Here is a 16,724-nt window from a genome sequence, read left to right on the forward strand (position 1 = left end):
GAGGTTGTTCCTACCATTTCCCATGGTTTCAATTGCCCGCATATTGGTTGTGACAGTTGGTCTGATTGCGATGATTGCGCTGCCTGCGCGTAGCGGCGACCGTGACTTTCGTCTCGCTGTGCCGACTGACCTCGAGAACAGTGGTTTCCTGAAACACCTGTTGCCCCGGTTTTCGCTGAAGATGCAGACACGCATCACGCTTGTCGCTCCGGGTGAGACGGCCGAAGCCATTCTGGGGCACAAGGGCGAGCCGGTCTTCGATGGCTTGGGGCGTCAGTGGAAGCTTGACGCCAAGCAGCCCGATCATCCCGGCGTGAAACGCTTTGCCGACTGGATCGGCAGCGAAGTGGGCTTGCGCACCATTACCGCCTTCAAGGGGGACGATGGAGCTGGCTTTACTGCGCCGACACAGGAAGTGGTGCACGAGGTCGAGCTGAGTTTCGATGGAGACCCGGCCAAGGGGTTGGAAGTGTCGCAGCAGCATTGCCGGCGCTGTCACGCGGTTACGCAAGAGGGGCGGATTAACTCGATCGGCTCGACGCCGTCGTTCTTCGTGCTGCGCTCGCTGCCGGATTGGAGCGAGCGGTTCGAGCGGTTCTATGCGCTCAATCCGCACCCGGCCTTTACCCAGGTGGACGCGGTGACGCCGCCCTTTCCGCAGGACCGGCCGTCGCCGATCGTGCCGGTGGAAATGACCTTGGACGATCTCGAGGCTATTGTCGCCTATGTGGCCGGGCTGACCCCGGCCGATTTGGGCAAACCGATTCAGCATCAGTGATCCCGGCGTTTGCTGAGGTAATCCTCGGTCGTGCGCACCCGAGGGCGTTCACCCTCGGTAAAGGGGTTGTTTTCGGCGTGGTACTGCGCGTTGACCCGGCAGTTGTCGCACATCTGGATCATCCGCGCCGCGTCCGAGGTGGCAAACATCGCATGCTTGCCAGCCAGTTTTTCTGTGATTTTTTCGATGGTGGATTTAACCCCGAAAAGCGCCCCGCATTCGACGCAAGCAAAGGGTTCTTCCTCGTGCAACACGGCCTGTTCCAACGCCGACGGGGCAAGGTTGAGGCGTGGCTCGTAGGAGATCGCCCGCTCTGGGCAGACATTGGCGCAAAGTCCACATTGCAAACAGGCGTCTTCCTGAAACCGAAGTTGCGGGTGGTCGGGATTGTCGCCCAATGCGCCAGATGGGCAGAGGGAGACACAGGACAGGCAGAGTGTGCAGGCGTCGCTGTCAACAAGAACGGCGCCATAGGGCGCGCCATCCGGCAGAGACAAGACCGTACCTTCGGGGTTGAGCGCCAAGGCTGCAGTGCGGGTGATCTGCCGCCGGGTGCCCATCGGTCGTACAGGCGTGTCACAGGGCATTGGTACGGCGTGATCCATCAATGATTCTGTCAGCGCAGCAGGGTCGGAAATGTCCAGCAGGTGGAGCTTGAGGCCGCCGATGGCGCGGGTCAGGCCCGCCTCTTGTTCCATCACTTCGCGGTCGGTTTTGGGTGCCAGTAGAATAAATACATCGGCAAACCCTGCCGCCAGTGCCGCCAAGGCTTCGGCATGGCCAAAGCTGTTGAGCGAAGAGAGTTCCAGCGGGATTACATCTGCGGGCAGACCGGCATCGAACCGGGCGGAAAGGCCGATCATTTCGGTACCGTGGGCATCCACGACCAGAAGGCGTGGCGCGCTGCCTCCGGCGTCGCGATAGGCTTGGGCCAGAACCTGGATTCGGCGGATTGTGTGATCGGTGGTTGGGGCGTCATATGTGATGGCGCCCGATGGGCACAGCACCGCGCAGGCCCCGCAACCGGCGCAAATCATCGGATCGACGCTCACGTGATCGCCGGACGGGGTGATCGCTCCGGTGGGGCAGGCATCCAAACAGCGGGTGCAACCGGTCTGGGTGGCCCGGGAATGGGCGCAGAGCACCGGTTCGCTTTTGACATAAAGCGGTTTTTCGAACGTGCCCACCAAGTGCGAGGCCTGCAGAACGACCCGGGCAACCGCTTTGGGATCACCGGGATCGGCGCGCAGATAGCCCTCGCGTTTTTCCGGTGCCGGGAACAGCGGATCACGACCTGAAAGATCGAGAATGATGTCGCATTGCGAACGCCCGCCATCGCGAGGAGAGGACATCTGCCATGCGCCGTGACCGCCGGGTTCAAGGCTCTGCAACTGGTCGATAACAACGGAAAAGCCAGCAAGAGCCCCTGTGGCGTTCCGCAGTTGGCCGCGAATGACGTCGTAGCTTCGGGTCAGGGGCAATTCGCTATCCGGATCGAGGAGCACGGTGACGGCCAGATGAGGGTGCAATTGCTCGGCGGCCTCAGTTGCCAGATCGCCTCCAAGGATCAGGCATTGGCCCTCAGAAATGACGTCCAGCATCTTTTCCGGCGCGGGTAAAATGGCCGCATCAGCTACGAGGGCGGCCATTTTGGGCAGTTTTGACCGCTTGTCCGTGCTCCAGGCGGCGCGGTCCCGCAGGTCAAGGAACCCCGGCAGAGGGGCTTGGATTTCGTCGGCCAGAGCCTCGAAAAAAGCTTGTTCCTGGGTGCAGCAAATCGTGGCCTCGCCCTTGGCGATGGCGGTGGCTGCAATCTCGGCTTGGGTGCCGCAGAGGTTAGAGTGGCAGGTTGAGCAAGCAATTCCGGTGGCCTTTTCAAGGGCCTTGGAGTCGAGTGCCATGGATCCCGAACAATCACATAGAATCAATTGCTTGGCCAAGTTGGTCTCCTGTCGAATTCGGCAATTTTTCAGTCGGTACAGTCCGCCTGGATCGTGCCAACTAGGCATGATTCCAGCGGGCAGTAAACCGGTTTTCTGATGGCGGGAAGTTGCGGCTCGGGGTGATTCGGCGACAGTGATTCGGGCGCCGGAACAGGAAGCTAAATAGCTGATTGTTTTAGTCAGATTGGACAAATCGTCCCACCTTGGCCTGTTCCGGGGGGCGATCTGCCCAATTTGACCGAAATAAAAACAAAGATGCGTGGGTGGGGCATTGGGGCTTGGCGATTGCCATAGCGTCACGGCAGTCTGGTGGAGAAGTTTGCAGCCTGGGGATGATGTGATCCGAAACCCGAAGAAGTTCGAGACCATGCCAATGGGCATCGTGCTGCGCCGCGCTCCGGGAGCGACCCGGTGGGCGAAGTGGGTGTGGAATGCGGTTGGTGTGCTGCCGGGGGCGGCCGCGGCAGATTGGGTCGTGTTGCGCCAGGATGGCGATGTCACCGAATACCACGCGGCAACTTTGATGCTGGAACTTCACGGGGCTGAGACAGAGGCCTATCTGCATGGGATGAGCGCGCAAGTGCCGTGTCTCTACGTGATCCTGCGGGAAAACGACGACGAGGACCATCCGCTTGACGTCGATCTGGTGACTGCTTCACCCTACGAGGCTCAGGACTATGCCGATACCGGCGATGACATTGTCGAGAAGGTGGCGATGCCACCGGCTGTCATTGCATGGTTGCATGATTTCACCCAGACCCATCACAAGGCCGAAGAATTCAAGAAGCGCCGCCGCGACAGAAAGGATATCACACTGATCGAGGACGGCGTTGGCGATGCGCGGATCACGCAGATGGCCGATGTCTATCGCTCGCCGGTGCAGGCCAAGAAGGAGCGGCTGCAATGAGCGGAGGACGCGATTTCTGGACCCGGCGCCGTGCCGCCGTCGAGGCCGAAACGCTCGAAGAGCAGCGTCTTGAAGAAGCCGCCGCCACCGAGGCCCGCGAGACCGAACTGGCTGAACGCCCGGACGAGGAAATCCTGAAAGAGCTGGGCCTGCCGGATCCGGACACGCTGGAAAAGGGGGACGACTTCAAGGTCTTCCTGACCGAAACCGTGCCGGCGCGTATTCGCACCCGTGCCCTGCGCCGGTTGTGGGGCAGCAACCCGATCTTGGCCAATGTCGATGGGTTGGTCGACTATGGCGAGGATTTTACCGATGCGGCATGCGCTATCGAGAACCTGCAGACCGCCTATCAGGTTGGAAAGGGCATGACCGCCCATGTCGACGAACTGGCCCGGCAGGCGGCAGAGTCCGAAGCGATCGAGGATGAGGTGGGTGAACATGATGTCGACGACGAGTTTTCAGCCGAAGTCGAAGTGGGGGCCACGGAGGCGGGGCCAGAGCCCATACGTTTAGAAGAACCCGAAGATATTCTAGTTGCCGCCGAGGCGTCGGCATCGGAACATGAGCCCGATGAAGCCCCCTCGCCGATCCGTCGCATGCGGTTCCGGTTCGAGCCCGAAGGTGCAGAAGCATGAATGAGGAAGACGCGATGAGCGCACTGGCCGAACAAACCACAGCACCGCAGGTGAGCGAGGAAGACCGCCTGCGCGCCGATCTCTACAATTATCTCGGTGTTATGCTGGCCGGACCGCCGGGCGAAATGCTGCTCAGCCAAACGGCGGGTCTCAGCGGCGATGACGGCCCGTTGGGGCAGGGGATTACCGCATTGGCCAAGGTCGCCGCGCTGACCAAATCTGAAGCCGCGGAACGCGAGTTCAACAAGCTATTCATCGGCCTTGGCCGGGGCGAATTGCTTCCCTACGCTAGCTACTACCTGACCGGGTTTCTGAACGAAAAACCACTGGCGACCTTGCGCCGGGACATGGCCGCGCGCGGGCTGACCCGGGCCGAGAATGTTTATGAACCGGAAGACAACATCGCCTCGCTGATGGAGATGATGGGTGCTCTGATCGTCGGTCGGTTCGGTGATCCGGCAACGCTTGAAGATCAGAAGACCTTTTTCAACCGTCACATCGCCCCCTGGGCACGGCATTTCTACACCGACCTCGAAGGCGCCAAGAACTCGGTTCTTTACGCGGCCCTTGGCCAGGTAGGCCGGGTGTTCATGGAGATTGAATCCGAGGCGTTCCGCATGAGCGGAGACGGATAAACTGAATACCGCTGCGGGCCCTCGGGTGCGCGGTGGATGCAGGCGGAGCGATCCGCAACTCACCGGCGGGAAACCGCCAAAACCTGAAGGAGAGGAGGACTCTCACATGGCAAAGAAGACCGAAGAGGCCACAAGCCGACGCGATTTTTTGAAACTGGCCGCGAAAACCGCCCCTGCTGCTGCAGTGGCTGTTGCGACCACCGGGGGGGCGGTTGAAGCCGCAGAACCCGACCTGACATCGGAAAAGATGCAGGACACCGCGCACACCCGTGCGTATTTCGACAGCGCCCGTTTCTAAAGGCGCTGTTGTCACCCGAGGGCGACCGGTTGCGATTGGCCCAACTGCCCGAGGATTTCGTCAACTCCGCGCAGCAAAGACTGCGCAAAGGGAGGAATTGCAATGCTTAGGAAAAAGACCAACGGGGTAGCGAGACGCCCCCAGCGGACAAGTATCCTGTCTGACGCCGCTTCGACGAGCGTCGACCGCCGCGCGTTTTTGCGTGGCAGCGGTCTGGCCATTGGTGGCCTTGCCGCAATCAGCGCCACCGGTGGAACGGTCGGGCGCGCCAATGCCGCAACGGCGGCCGCTGGTGCCGTGGAGACAGTGAAAACTATCTGCACCCACTGCTCGGTCGGCTGTACGGTCGTGGCCGAAGTTCAAAACGGTGTCTGGGTCGGGCAGGAACCCGGCTGGGACAGCCCGTTCAACCTTGGGGCCCATTGCGCCAAGGGCGCATCGGTCCGTGAACACGCCCACGGCGAACGCCGCCTGAAATATCCGATGAAGAAAGAGGGTGGCGAGTGGAAGCGCATCAGCTGGGAACAGGCGATCAACGAGATCGGCGACGGCATGATGAAGATTCGCGACGAAAGCGGACCTGACAGCGTCTACTGGCTGGGATCGGCCAAACATTCGAATGAACAGGCCTACCTGTTCCGCAAGTTCGCTGCCTACTGGGGCACGAACAACGTGGATCACCAGGCGCGTATCTGTCACTCGACCACGGTTGCGGGCGTTGCGAACACATGGGGCTACGGCGCCATGACAAACAGCTACAACGACATCCACAATTCCAAGGCCATTTTCATCATCGGCGGAAACCCGGCCGAGGCGCACCCCGTCTCGCTGTTGCACGTTCTGAAAGCGAAAGAGCAGAACAATGCACCGCTGATCGTCTGTGACCCGCGCTTTACCCGCACGGCGGCCCACGCGGACGAATACGTCCGCTTCCGGCCCGGCACCGACGTGGCGCTGGTCTGGGGTCTTCTGTGGCACATCTTTGAAAACGGCTGGGAAGACAAAGAGTTCATCCGCACCCGTGTTTGGGGGATGGACCAGATTCGCGACGAAGTGCGCAAATGGAACCCTGAAGAGGTCGAGCGTGTGACCGGTACGCCGGGCAGCCAGCTGCGCCGCGTGGCGCGCACCATGGCCAACAACCGCCCCGGCACCGTGATCTGGTGCATGGGTGGCACACAGCACACCAACGGCAACAACAACACCCGTGCCTACTGCATCCTGCAGCTGGCCCTTGGCAACATGGGCACCTCGGGTGGCGGCACCAATATCTTCCGCGGCCATGACAACGTGCAAGGTGCAACGGACCTCGGTGTTCTGAGCCACACCCTGCCGGGTTACTACGGTTTGTCGAAAGGCGCTTGGGCCCATTGGGCACGTGTCTGGGGTGAAGATGGCGATTGGCTAAACGGTCAGTTTGACATGCTCAAAGGCGCGGATGGCAAGGAAAAGAGCCTTCAGAACCTGAAGGGTATTCCGGTGTCGCGCTGGATCGACGGCGTTCTTGAAGACAAGGACAACATTGATCAGCCCAACAACGTGCGGGCCATGGTGCTTTGGGGTCACGCCCCGAACAGCCAAACCCGTGGCGCGGAAATGAAAACGGCGATGGAAAAGCTGGACATGCTGGTCGTGGTTGACCCGTATCCGACCGTTTCCGCCGTTCTGCATGACCGCACCGATGGGGTGTACCTGTTGCCAGCGGCGACGCAGTTCGAAACCAGTGGCTCTGTCACGGCCTCGAACCGCAGCTTCCAGTGGCGCGAACCGGTGGTTGACCCGTTGTTCGAGTGTAAACCGGACCATGAAATCATGGGGATGTTCGCCAACAAGTTCGGCTGGGGTGATCGTTTCTTCCGCAATATCGAGATGGAAGACGAAAACACGCCCAACCCCGAAAGCGTGCTGCGCGAAATCAACAGCGGCATGTGGACCATCGGCTATACTGGGCAGGATCCTGACCGGATCAAGCTGCACATGGCCAATCAGCATACCTTTGATCGCACAACGCTTCAGGCGGTGGGCGGTCCGGCGGATGGTGACTACTACGGTCTGCCGTGGCCATGCTGGGGCACTGCCGAGATGGGTCACCCGGGCACGCCGAACCTCTATGACATGTCCAAACCTGTCTCTGAGGGGGGCCTGACCTTCCGCGCCCGTTTTGGTGTGGAACGTGATGGCGACAACCTGTTGGCCGAAGGCGTCTACTCGAAGAATTCCGATATCCAGGACGGTTATCCGGAATTCACCATGCAGATGCTGATGGACCTTGGTTGGGACAGCGAGCTGACCGATGAGGAGCGTGCTGCAATCGACGCGGTGGCCGGGCCCAAGACCAACTGGAAAACCGACCTTTCGGGCGGGATCCAGCGGGTGGCGATCGACCATGAATGCGCGCCCTTCGGCAATGCCAAGGCTCGCGCGGTCGTCTGGACCTTCCCGGATCCGATCCCATTGCACCGCGAACCGCTCTATACGCCGCGGCGCGATCTGGTAGCGGATTATCCGACATACGAAGACCGGCAGCATTACCGCCTGCCGACCATGTATGCGTCGATCCAGAAGAACGATTTCTCGAAAGAGTATCCGATCATCCTCACCTCCGGCCGTCTGGTCGAATACGAGGGCGGCGGCGACGAGACCCGTTCGAACCCGTGGCTGGCCGAGCTTCAGCAGGACATGTTCGTCGAAATCAACCCGCGTGACGCCAACAACCTTGGTGTGCGGGACGGCGCGCAGGTCTGGGTCGAAGGTGCCGAAGGTGCCAAGGTCAAGGTCATGGCGATGGTCACCGAGAGGGTGGGCGAAGGCGTTGCCTTTATGCCGTTCCACTTCGGCGGTCATTTCCAGGGTGCCGACCTCAGGGACAAGTATCCCGACGGGGCGGATCCTTACGTGCTTGGCGAAAGCGCCAACACGGCCATGACCTACGGTTATGACTCGGTCACTCAAATGCAGGAGAGTAAGGTCTCTCTCTGCAAAATCAGTGCAGCATAAGGAGAAAAGAGTATGGCTAGAGCAAAGTTTCTCTGCGACGCCGAGCGCTGCATTGAATGCAACGCCTGCGTCACGGCCTGCAAAAACGAGCATGAAGTGCCTTGGGGGATCAACCGCCGCCGCGTGGTGACGATCCAGGACGGCAAACCGGGCGAACGCTCGATTTCCGTGGCCTGCATGCATTGTTCGGATGCGCCCTGCATGGCGGTGTGCCCGGTCGACTGCTTCTATCAGAACGAAGAAGGGGTCGTGTTGCACTCCAAGGACCTGTGCATCGGCTGCGGTTATTGCTTCTACGCGTGTCCGTTCGGCGCGCCGCAATATCCGCAGGCGGGCAATTTCGGCAGCCGTGGCAAGATGGACAAGTGCACCTTCTGCGCCGGTGGCCCGGAAGAGACCCACTCGACCGCCGAGTTCGCCAAGTATGGCCGCAACCGGATCGCTGAAGGCAAACTGCCGATCTGCGCCGAGATGTGCTCGACCAAGGCCCTGCTGGCTGGTGATGGCGACGTTGTGTCGGCCATTTACCGCGAGCGTGTGGTCGCCCGCGGCTTCGGCTCGGGCGCCTGGGGCTGGGGCACGGCCTATGATCAGAAAGACGGCTAATCACCGTCCTATGATTTGAAAACAAGGCAGGCCGCGTTTTGCGGCCTGTCACCCTACACCAAAAAAGTCAGGGACAGTCATGACCATGACCTCCTCGCAGCCGTTTTTCATCCGGTTGCTGGCGGTGCTCAGCATGTTGCTCGGCCTCGCGCTTGGCACTACGATGGCCGACGCGCAAAGCAGCGTGCGCCCGCCGGACAACGCCGTGAACCAGGGCCTGACCGCGCCCTTGGGCAGCCAGTCGGATGCCGATATCTGGCGGCAATTGAAACAGGGCGGCATCGGTACCCCGTCTGCGTCAGGCGACATACCGCTGCCGATGGCCCCGGGACGCCCGGATAACGTGGCCGAAACCTTCTGGAAAGAAATCACCGCCCCGGCACGTGATGCCAGCGCAACCTCCGGAACGCCCCGCGTCATGCAGGTGTTGGGCGAGGAGTGGCGGTTGCTGCGTCGCGATTATATCCTGCCCTATGCGGGCTGGGTCCTGGTCGCGGTACTGGCGCTCATTGCGCTCTTTGGCATCGTCCGCGGCCGGATCAAGATCCGCGATGGGCGCTCGGGCAAGTACATTTTCCGCTTTTCCATGGCGCATCGCATCGCCCATTGGTTCCTGGCGGCGAGCTTCATTCTGATGGCGATATCCGGTTTGGTAATCCTGCTGGGACGTCCGGTATTAGTGCCTCTCATCGGTAAGGACGCCAATGCGGTTCTTACCAGCGCGATGTTGCAGGGGCACAACCTGTTCGGTCCGGTGTTCATCCTGTCGCTGCTGATCGTGATCTTCAAATTTATGAAGGGCAATTTTTTCCAATGGGCAGACGCCAAGTGGATCGCAAAAGGCGGGGGTCTTCTATGGGGTCACGCCTCGTCACACCACTACAATTTCGGGGAAAAGACCTGGTACTGGGTGGTGGTGATCGTTGGTTTGATCATGTCGGCCACCGGCATGCTGCTACTGTTTCCGTGGATCACTGACGTGCTGGCCTGGCATCAATTGTCGACCGTTCTGCACGCAGGCGGTGCGATCCTGATGATCGCGTTCGCGCTGGGTCACGCCTATGTCGGCTCAATCGGTATGGAAGGCTCACTGGATTCGATGCTGCGCGGCGAGGTCGACGAAAACTGGGCCAAGGAGCACCATGATCTGTGGTATGAAGAGGTTACCGGCAAAAAGGTGACGCATGAAGACGAGCCCGAAGCGGCCGAAACGGCGGAGGGCTCGGCATGACGTTCCTGGAATTCACTGAAGGGCCGATGTTCTACCTCGCGGTCGCGATTTTCGTCGCCGCAGCTCTGGTGCGGGTGATCGGCATCCTGCGCATCGGCAAGAAGCCCGACCTGGCCCCGGCGCGTGGGTCTGCCGCGATGGGTTTCATCAAGGGTAACCTGCGCCACTTTCTGCCACGCGCCGGGTTTGCGCAACGCACTTGGATGCATGTGCTGGGTGGCTGGGGTTTTCACCTTGGCCTGTTCGCGCTGTTCTTCTTTGCGGCACCCCATATTCTGTTCATCGAGAAATTCACCGGGCTCAGCTGGCCTGCCCTGCCGCGCTGGGGCTTCATCATCGCCGCTGAAATCGCCTTTGCCGGGCTGATCGTTTTGTGGGTGCGCCGGTTCTCTGACCCGGTGATGCGGCTGATCTCCGACTGGGACGACCATATCGGAAGCTGGCTGACCTTCATTGCCATGCTGACAGGTTGTCTCGCGCTGCAAGAGGCGCACGATGGACTGCGGGCGATCCACATGTTCAGCGTCAATATCTGGCTGATCTACTTCCCGTTCAGCCGCCTGATGCATGCTTTCACATTTGTCCTGTCGCGCGGGGCAACCGGTGCGAATTATGGCCGCAAGGGGATGAACCCATGAGCGAGACTTCCAATACCGCCCAAATCGCCGTCGACACTCTGGTGAACCAGATCGACAGTGACATCGCCTCCTATCTCGAGGCCTGCGTGCATTGTGGCGAATGCGCCGAGGCGTGTCATTTCTACGAGACCACCAAGGACCCCAAATACACGCCAACTTACAAGCTGATGCCGCTGGTCAAAGTGTACAAGCAGCACAAGTCTCCGCTGCGCTGGGTCACGCAGATATTCGGTGGGCCGGAACCAATCACCGAGGAGGAACTGCGTGACTGGGAAGAGCTGGTTTATGACAGCTGCAATATGTGCGGCCGCTGTACGCTTGTCTGCCCGATGGGGATTGATATCGCAGGCACCATTCGCAAGATGCGCGAGGGTTATGCAGCGGCTGAGATTTATCCTGACGGTCTAAAGCAGGCGCGCAAGAATGTTGAGCGCACCAGCAGCCCAATGGGCGTGACCGAAAAAGCGCTTCTGGTACAGGTCGGCAAACAAGAGAAAGAGACCGGTTTGAAGATCCCGGTCGACGTGGAAGGCGCCGATTACCTCGCGCTGCTGTCGTCGCATGAAATCATGGCCAGCCCGGAGATCATGGGCGCCTATGCCAAGATTTTTGAACGCGCTGGGGTCAGCTGGACCCTGTCGACCAAGGCCTATGAGGCTACAAATGTCGGAGTTCAGATCGGCTCAGGTCCGCTGGCAAAACAGTTGGTGCAGCGCGTGGTTGACGAGGCTGAGCGGCTGGGAGTGAAATATGTCATCAGTCCCGAATGCGGCCACGCCTATGGCGCAATCCGCTGGGCCGGTCCGAACATGATCGGCCGCACCTTCGATTTCGAGGTGATGCATATTCTGGAAGTGCTTGACCAGCTGCGCGCCGAAGGGCGTATCCCCAAGGGCGAACGCGACAGCCGCAAAATGACCATGCATGACCCGTGTCAGATCGTTCGCCGTGGCGGGTTGCTGAATGAGCCGCGCCGGTTGCTGGACGAGTCCTGCTCGAATTTCACCGAAATGAAGGATCACGGGATCACCAATTATTGCTGTGGCGGCGGCGGCGGCGTCTCGGCCAACCCGCGTGCAGAAGAGCTGATGGTGGGCGCGTTCGGCAACAAGATGAAGCAAATCGAAGAGCTGGGCGAGATCGAAGCGGTCGTGGTGCCATGTGCCAATTGCCGCGGTGTGTTCGAGGATGGGTTGTTCGAGTTGGACCGCGAAGACGAGTTCGAAGTAATCGGGCTTGCACAGCTTGTCGCGGATACGCTGGCGGATGATCCAAAACCCGCTGAATAACGCGATGCGCGCGGCGCTTGCGATCTTGTTCAGTCTCGGTGCCAGTGTAGCGCTGGCGCAGGACTTCACCACGCTCAAGGGGCATGGTGGGCCGATCATGGATATTGCGATATCGGACACAGGACAGATCGTGACCGCCAGTTTTGACAATTCGGTCGGGCTGTGGACGGGGCGCGTACCGTACTGGATTGAAGGGCATGATGCGGCGGTCAATACTGTGTGGCTTAACGACGAGTTCGGCCTATCAGGGGGTGATGATTTTCGCGTGTTGCTTTGGCCGTTGTCGGGGCCTGAAACGGAACCGTTGGAACTGATCCGGCATCAAGGCAAGGTCACGGATGTTGCTTATCACGACAACGCGGGTCTTTTTGCGTCGGCCAGTTGGGATGGAACGGTTGCCGTGCGTCGAATAGAGCAGGTGTGGAAAGCAGACGAAGAGAGCCTTTCGACCGAGCGGGTGGTTCTGAAAGGCCACGCAGCGGGTGTGAACGCCGTTGTCTTTGACAACGCGGGCCGGCTTTACTCGGCCTCGGCGGACGGAACGATCCGCATGTGGGACGCCGTTTTGAGTGAGACTACAGCGCGTGTGATCGTTTCTCATGGTTTTGGTATCAACGAATTAGTCTTGAACGAAACGCGGGGCTGGCTTGCCTATGGAGCGGTGGACGGGGTTACACGCATCATCGACATGAACACGGAAGAGGTTATTCGAGACTTCACCCTCGACCGCCGGCCGATCCTTGCCATGGCCTATCATTCCGAAACGTCGCAGTTGGCTGTCGGGGACGGGCAGGGCTATATCATGATCATCGATACGGATGCCTGGAAAATCACTCGTGATTTCCGCGCCACACGCCACGGCCCCGTCTGGGCACTGGCCTTTTCACCCGAAGGGGAAACGATTTACGCGGGTGGGCTTGATGATGTTGCGTATGGCTGGCCCGTCGCACTGATAGACAAACACGAACCGGCCATGTCGGGTGAGCGCAGTTTCCTACGTTCGGCGGACACGATGCCAAACGGGGAACGGCAGTTCATGCGCAAATGCTCGATCTGTCATGCATTGGAGGCAGGGGCATCGCGCAAGGCGGGTCCGACGCTTCACGGGCTGTTCGGCAGGCGCGCGGGCACGGTGCCAGGATACCGCTATTCGCCGATCCTGGTTGGGTCTGATATCGTCTGGTCGGAAGGCACCATTGACGCGTTGTTCGATCTTGGGCCGGATCACTATATTCCGGGGTCAAAGATGCCGATGCAGAGAATTGCAGCACACAGCGACCGTGACGACCTGATTACATATCTCAAGTCGGCCACACGGGCAGGAGAGTGAGCCGATGACAGTAACCATGACCAAGCCCGCAATCACCGACGAGTTCGGTGAAAATCTGGCGCGTGCCTCGATCCTGGTGATTGATGACGAACCGGGGATGCGGAACTTTTTGACCAAGACCCTGACGCCACGATGCAAACGGGTTGAGCAGGCCGCATCGGCGATCGAGGCGTCGGCCATCCTTGACCAGGCGCATTTTGACCTGATCATCCTGGACAACATCATGCCGGGAATGACCGGGCTCGATTGGGCGCGGCAGCAAAATCAGGTCGGACTTTTTGCCGATACCATCCTGATCACCGCCTATGCCGACCTGGAAACGGCGATCAAGGCGCTCAGGATCGGAGTGGCGGATTTTGTGCTCAAACCGTTTCGCGCAAACCAGATCCTCAATGCGGTGGCCCGGGCGTTGGACCGCAAGAACCTTCGGCGTGAGAACTATCTTCTCAAACATGAGCTGTCTGCCGAAAACACTGTTGCGCGCGGCCGGCTTTTGGGCAGTTCGCCTGCCATCAGCGAGGTCCGCTCCATGCTGCAGCGCCTGGCACCGCTTCCTACGCCGGTCCTGTTCACCGGCCCCAGTGGGACGGGCAAGGAGATTGCTGCGCGTACGCTGCACTCGCTGTCCGACCGGGCCGAGAACCCTTTCGTTGCGATCAATTGCGCGACAATATCGTCCGACAATATCGCCCGTGAACTGTTCGGCGAAGTTGATGCACACGACCACCGCAAGGACGGATTGTTGCTGCATGCCGATGGCGGCACGCTGTTCTTGGATGAAATCGCTCAGATGCCCGACATGGTGCAATCGGCGTTTCTAAGGGTGTTGGAAGATCAGCGAATCCGTCCACTTGGGGCAGAACGGGAGATTCCTCTCAATCTGCGCATACTCTTCGCCACCAATTCCGATCTAGAGCAGGAAGTCGCCGAAGGACGGTTCCGCGCCGACCTCTACCATCGGATTAACGTCGTCGGCATAGAAATGCCCCGGCTGTGTGATCGCGAAGACGACATTGTCGAGCTGACCGCGCTTTTCGTCGAGCAGTTCGCGTCCGCGCTGCGGATGCCGGGCCTGGAGCTGAACGAAGAAATTTTTCTCAAGCTGCGCCGCTACGATTGGCCCGGCAACGTGCGCGAGTTGCGAAACCTGGTCGAACGGTCGGTCATTCTGGGGGGCTTTCCGGAAGAGTTCTCCGGAAGTGGAAAGATCACCGGTGCGCCGGCGATCGAAACGCTTGATCTTGTGACGCAACGCCACATTGCGCATGTTCTGGATGCCTGTGGCGGCAATCGCGCCGAGGCTGCACGGCGTTTAGGCGTGTCACGCAAGACGATCGACCGCAAATGCGCGTCCTGGGGGCTGTAAGTGAGGGATTTTGGCGTCAGACGGCGTGCATGTGTTGCGCTTCGTCTCCCTTGGGCAGCCAGATAGAGAATTCTGCTCCACCTTCGGGGCGGTTCCGCGCGGTAATCCGCCCGTTGGCACGTTGAATAAGGGTCTGGCTGATCGAAAGGCCCAGCCCGGTACCCTCACCGAGCTTGGTCGTATAGAATGGGTCAAATACCTTGTTGATATGCTCAGGGTCTATTCCCGGTCCTGTGTCTGCGACGGTCAGGCACACCCCTTCCATGCCATTGCGCGCGTCAGGCTGCAGCGTGACGCTTAACGTGCCATCCCGGTCCATTGCCTGGGCTGCGTTGATGATCAGGTTGACTACCACCTGCTGCAACTCGCCCGGGTTCACATGCACGAACGGTGTCTCTTCCAATCGGGTTTCAACCCGCACGCCTTTTTTCGAAACCACGTGATCGACGAGAATGAGGCAATCCTGAACGATCTCGGCCAAGTCGACATTTTCTTCAAACGTGCCAAATTCGGTGGGACGGGCGAACTGCAGCAGTTTGCCGACAATTGCGTCTATCCTCTGAACCTGCCGGTCGATCAGTGAAAGCTCGGTTTCGACCGCGTCGGTGTTACCGGACAGGGTCTGTCGAATAACGTCAACATTGCCCTGGATCACGGCTACGGGATTGTTGATTTCATGGGCGACACCTGCGGTGATTTCCCCGATCGAGGCCAGCTTTTCCGACATGACAAGCTGTTGATAGGTATCTTCGAGCTTGGCATTGGCCTCGCGTAGCTCTTTCGTGCGTTTCTCGACCCTTGTGTTCAATTCATCGGCCCATGAACGAAGGGCCTGGTCGCGTTCCTGCACCTGGTCCAGCAATGTGTCGAGGTGGGTTGCGACCTGCCCGATTTCGTCGGCTGAGCGGATTTCGCCGTTGCGTGCATCCAAGTCTCCCTGCTCCACAAGCTTCATCGTGCGGGTCATCTTTTCCAGCGGAGAAAAGATGCCTTTTGCCATGCGCAGAAAGATCGGCGCGGTCAGCGCCAGAACAAGTCCGAACATCCCGATGATCGTCAGAAACGCAATCCGCTTCGTTGCGGTAAAAGGCGCCTCCAGAAAACCGACATAAAGCATGCCAACCCGTGCCCCGAAACTGTCGGTAATGGGCAGATACCCGGAAATGTACCAGTCGTTGACGACGAATGCGCGGTCGAGCCAAGTCTTGCCTTCATCCAGAACAGCGCCGCGAACGACGGCGGAAACCCGGGTTCCCAACGCCCGCACATCTTCGAAAAGCCGCACATTGGTTGAGACGCGCACATCCTCCAGAAACAAGGTGGCGGTGCCTTGCCGTTCGCCCCCTGTGGTCGCGTTGAGATACACCAACGCGTTGATCGTATCGATGAAATCAAGGTTTCTGTTCAAAAGGACACCGCCGATTAGAACCCCTTCGTGGCCGGGCACGCCGACCGGGCTGGCCGTGTGGACCACCATGCCGCGGTCCTCGACCGAACGTTCCGTCGGGACCGCGGCCTTTGTTTCGATCAGCTCAATTCGTGCGCGATGGTCCAGATCGCCCGGAAACGGTGCCAGATCAGGGCCGGAAAAAATGTCTATCTCAACGGTGGATTGCCCATCTACCGCCGCGTTGACCACAGGCCATTTGATTGCGGATTCGCGCGCTGTGGCATGAGGCAGATAGTACAGGAAATCCAGTTCAAGTTCTTTGGATGCGTCGGCGAGATAAGAGAGCTGCGTAGTTTCGCTTTGCAACAGCGCCTGTTGAAATTCGGTCGATTTTGCAACGCTTTGAACGTTGGCACCGGTGACCGACAATATTCGCCCAAGATACTGTTCGGCGACTTTCAGGTCGCTTTCGACATTGGCGATCAGTATTTTGTCATATTCTGACGACCAGCGCGCAATGCCAAGAAACAAGACCAAGGGCATCAGAACCACCAATGGCAGCAGGGCCATTGTCAGCAAACGTAGACGTATGGATCGTATCTGCATTCAGGTGCCGAGGGCTTAGGAAGTTGGTGTTGTTCCAACTTTAGGCACATGGTTGCATCCGTGCAATTCCGATGA

At 59.5% G+C, this 16,724-nt stretch carries 14 protein-coding genes; 12 read left to right on the plus strand and 2 right to left on the minus strand.

Annotated features, from left to right (window positions below):
• Nucleotides 1-22: 22 nt before the first annotated feature.
• Nucleotides 23-778 (plus strand): hypothetical protein, encoded by a 756-nt coding sequence (locus tag RXV86_RS18340; protein ID WP_316301794.1) that lies wholly within the window; start codon nucleotides 23-25, stop codon nucleotides 776-778.
• Here RXV86_RS18340 and RXV86_RS18345 read toward each other — a convergent pair.
• Nucleotides 772-2,679 carry a 4Fe-4S binding protein gene (locus tag RXV86_RS18345; RefSeq protein ID WP_316301795.1) on the minus strand — a complete coding sequence of 636 codons (1,908 nt, stop codon included), beginning with the start codon at nucleotides 2,677-2,679 and terminating at the stop codon, nucleotides 772-774. The genes RXV86_RS18340 and RXV86_RS18345 overlap by 7 nt on opposite strands.
• A 379-nt stretch (nucleotides 2,680-3,058) precedes the next feature.
• On the opposite strand from RXV86_RS18345, the gene RXV86_RS18350 reads away from it, so the two are divergent.
• The 11 genes from RXV86_RS18350 to RXV86_RS18400 all read left to right on the plus strand — a co-directional run bounded on the left by RXV86_RS18350 (nucleotide 3,059) and on the right by RXV86_RS18400 (nucleotide 14,653).
• Nucleotides 3,059-3,628: a DUF3305 domain-containing protein gene (locus tag RXV86_RS18350; RefSeq protein ID WP_316301797.1), complete on the plus strand. Its 570-nt coding sequence runs from the start codon at nucleotides 3,059-3,061 to the stop codon at nucleotides 3,626-3,628.
• On the plus strand, nucleotides 3,625-4,263 hold the full coding sequence (locus RXV86_RS18355; RefSeq protein ID WP_316301799.1) for a DUF3306 domain-containing protein: 639 nt from the start codon (nucleotides 3,625-3,627) through the stop codon (nucleotides 4,261-4,263). Before RXV86_RS18350 ends, RXV86_RS18355 begins: the two co-directional genes overlap by 4 nt.
• A gap of 14 nt (nucleotides 4,264-4,277) precedes the next feature.
• Entirely contained in the window at nucleotides 4,278-4,898 is a 621-nt protein-coding gene (locus tag RXV86_RS18360) for a molecular chaperone TorD family protein (protein WP_316302297.1), read from the plus strand.
• Nucleotides 4,899-5,004: 106 nt separating this feature from the next.
• The gene (locus RXV86_RS18365; RefSeq protein ID WP_316301801.1) at nucleotides 5,005-5,196 is read left to right on the plus strand and encodes a twin-arginine translocation signal domain-containing protein; all 192 of its coding nucleotides are present in this window, start codon (nucleotides 5,005-5,007) and stop codon (nucleotides 5,194-5,196) included.
• Between the two features lie 102 nt (nucleotides 5,197-5,298).
• Nucleotides 5,299-8,193 carry a formate dehydrogenase subunit alpha gene (locus RXV86_RS18370; protein ID WP_316301803.1) on the plus strand — a complete coding sequence of 965 codons (2,895 nt, stop codon included), beginning with the start codon at nucleotides 5,299-5,301 and terminating at the stop codon, nucleotides 8,191-8,193.
• 12 nt (nucleotides 8,194-8,205) lie between these two features.
• Nucleotides 8,206-8,799: a formate dehydrogenase FDH3 subunit beta gene (gene fdh3B, locus RXV86_RS18375; protein ID WP_316301804.1), complete on the plus strand. Its 594-nt coding sequence runs from the start codon at nucleotides 8,206-8,208 to the stop codon at nucleotides 8,797-8,799.
• Nucleotides 8,800-8,878: 79 nt separating this feature from the next.
• The gene (locus RXV86_RS18380; RefSeq protein ID WP_316301806.1) at nucleotides 8,879-10,030 is read left to right on the plus strand and encodes a formate dehydrogenase subunit gamma; all 1,152 of its coding nucleotides are present in this window, start codon (nucleotides 8,879-8,881) and stop codon (nucleotides 10,028-10,030) included.
• Nucleotides 10,027-10,668: a hypothetical protein gene (locus RXV86_RS18385; protein ID WP_316301808.1), complete on the plus strand. Its 642-nt coding sequence runs from the start codon at nucleotides 10,027-10,029 to the stop codon at nucleotides 10,666-10,668. The genes RXV86_RS18380 and RXV86_RS18385 overlap by 4 nt, the downstream gene beginning before the upstream one ends.
• A complete protein-coding gene (locus tag RXV86_RS18390) occupies nucleotides 10,665-11,957 on the plus strand; it encodes a (Fe-S)-binding protein (RefSeq protein ID WP_316301810.1) in 1,293 nt (430 codons plus the stop codon). The genes RXV86_RS18385 and RXV86_RS18390 overlap by 4 nt, the downstream gene beginning before the upstream one ends.
• On the plus strand, nucleotides 11,935-13,287 hold the full coding sequence (locus RXV86_RS18395) for a c-type cytochrome (protein ID WP_316301811.1): 1,353 nt from the start codon (nucleotides 11,935-11,937) through the stop codon (nucleotides 13,285-13,287). Before RXV86_RS18390 ends, RXV86_RS18395 begins: the two co-directional genes overlap by 23 nt.
• A 4-nt stretch (nucleotides 13,288-13,291) precedes the next feature.
• On the plus strand, nucleotides 13,292-14,653 hold the full coding sequence (locus RXV86_RS18400; protein WP_316301813.1) for a sigma-54 dependent transcriptional regulator: 1,362 nt from the start codon (nucleotides 13,292-13,294) through the stop codon (nucleotides 14,651-14,653).
• A gap of 16 nt (nucleotides 14,654-14,669) precedes the next feature.
• Here the strand turns inward: RXV86_RS18400 and RXV86_RS18405 are convergent, their stop codons facing one another.
• Nucleotides 14,670-16,613, minus strand: a complete 1,944-nt coding sequence (locus RXV86_RS18405; protein ID WP_316301815.1) for a cache domain-containing protein — start codon at nucleotides 16,611-16,613, stop codon at nucleotides 14,670-14,672.
• Between the last annotated feature and the right edge of the window lie 111 nt (nucleotides 16,614-16,724).

Source organism: Aliisedimentitalea sp. MJ-SS2 (assembly GCF_032586155.1).
Classification (GTDB): Bacteria; Pseudomonadota; Alphaproteobacteria; order Rhodobacterales; family Rhodobacteraceae; genus JAWHTC01.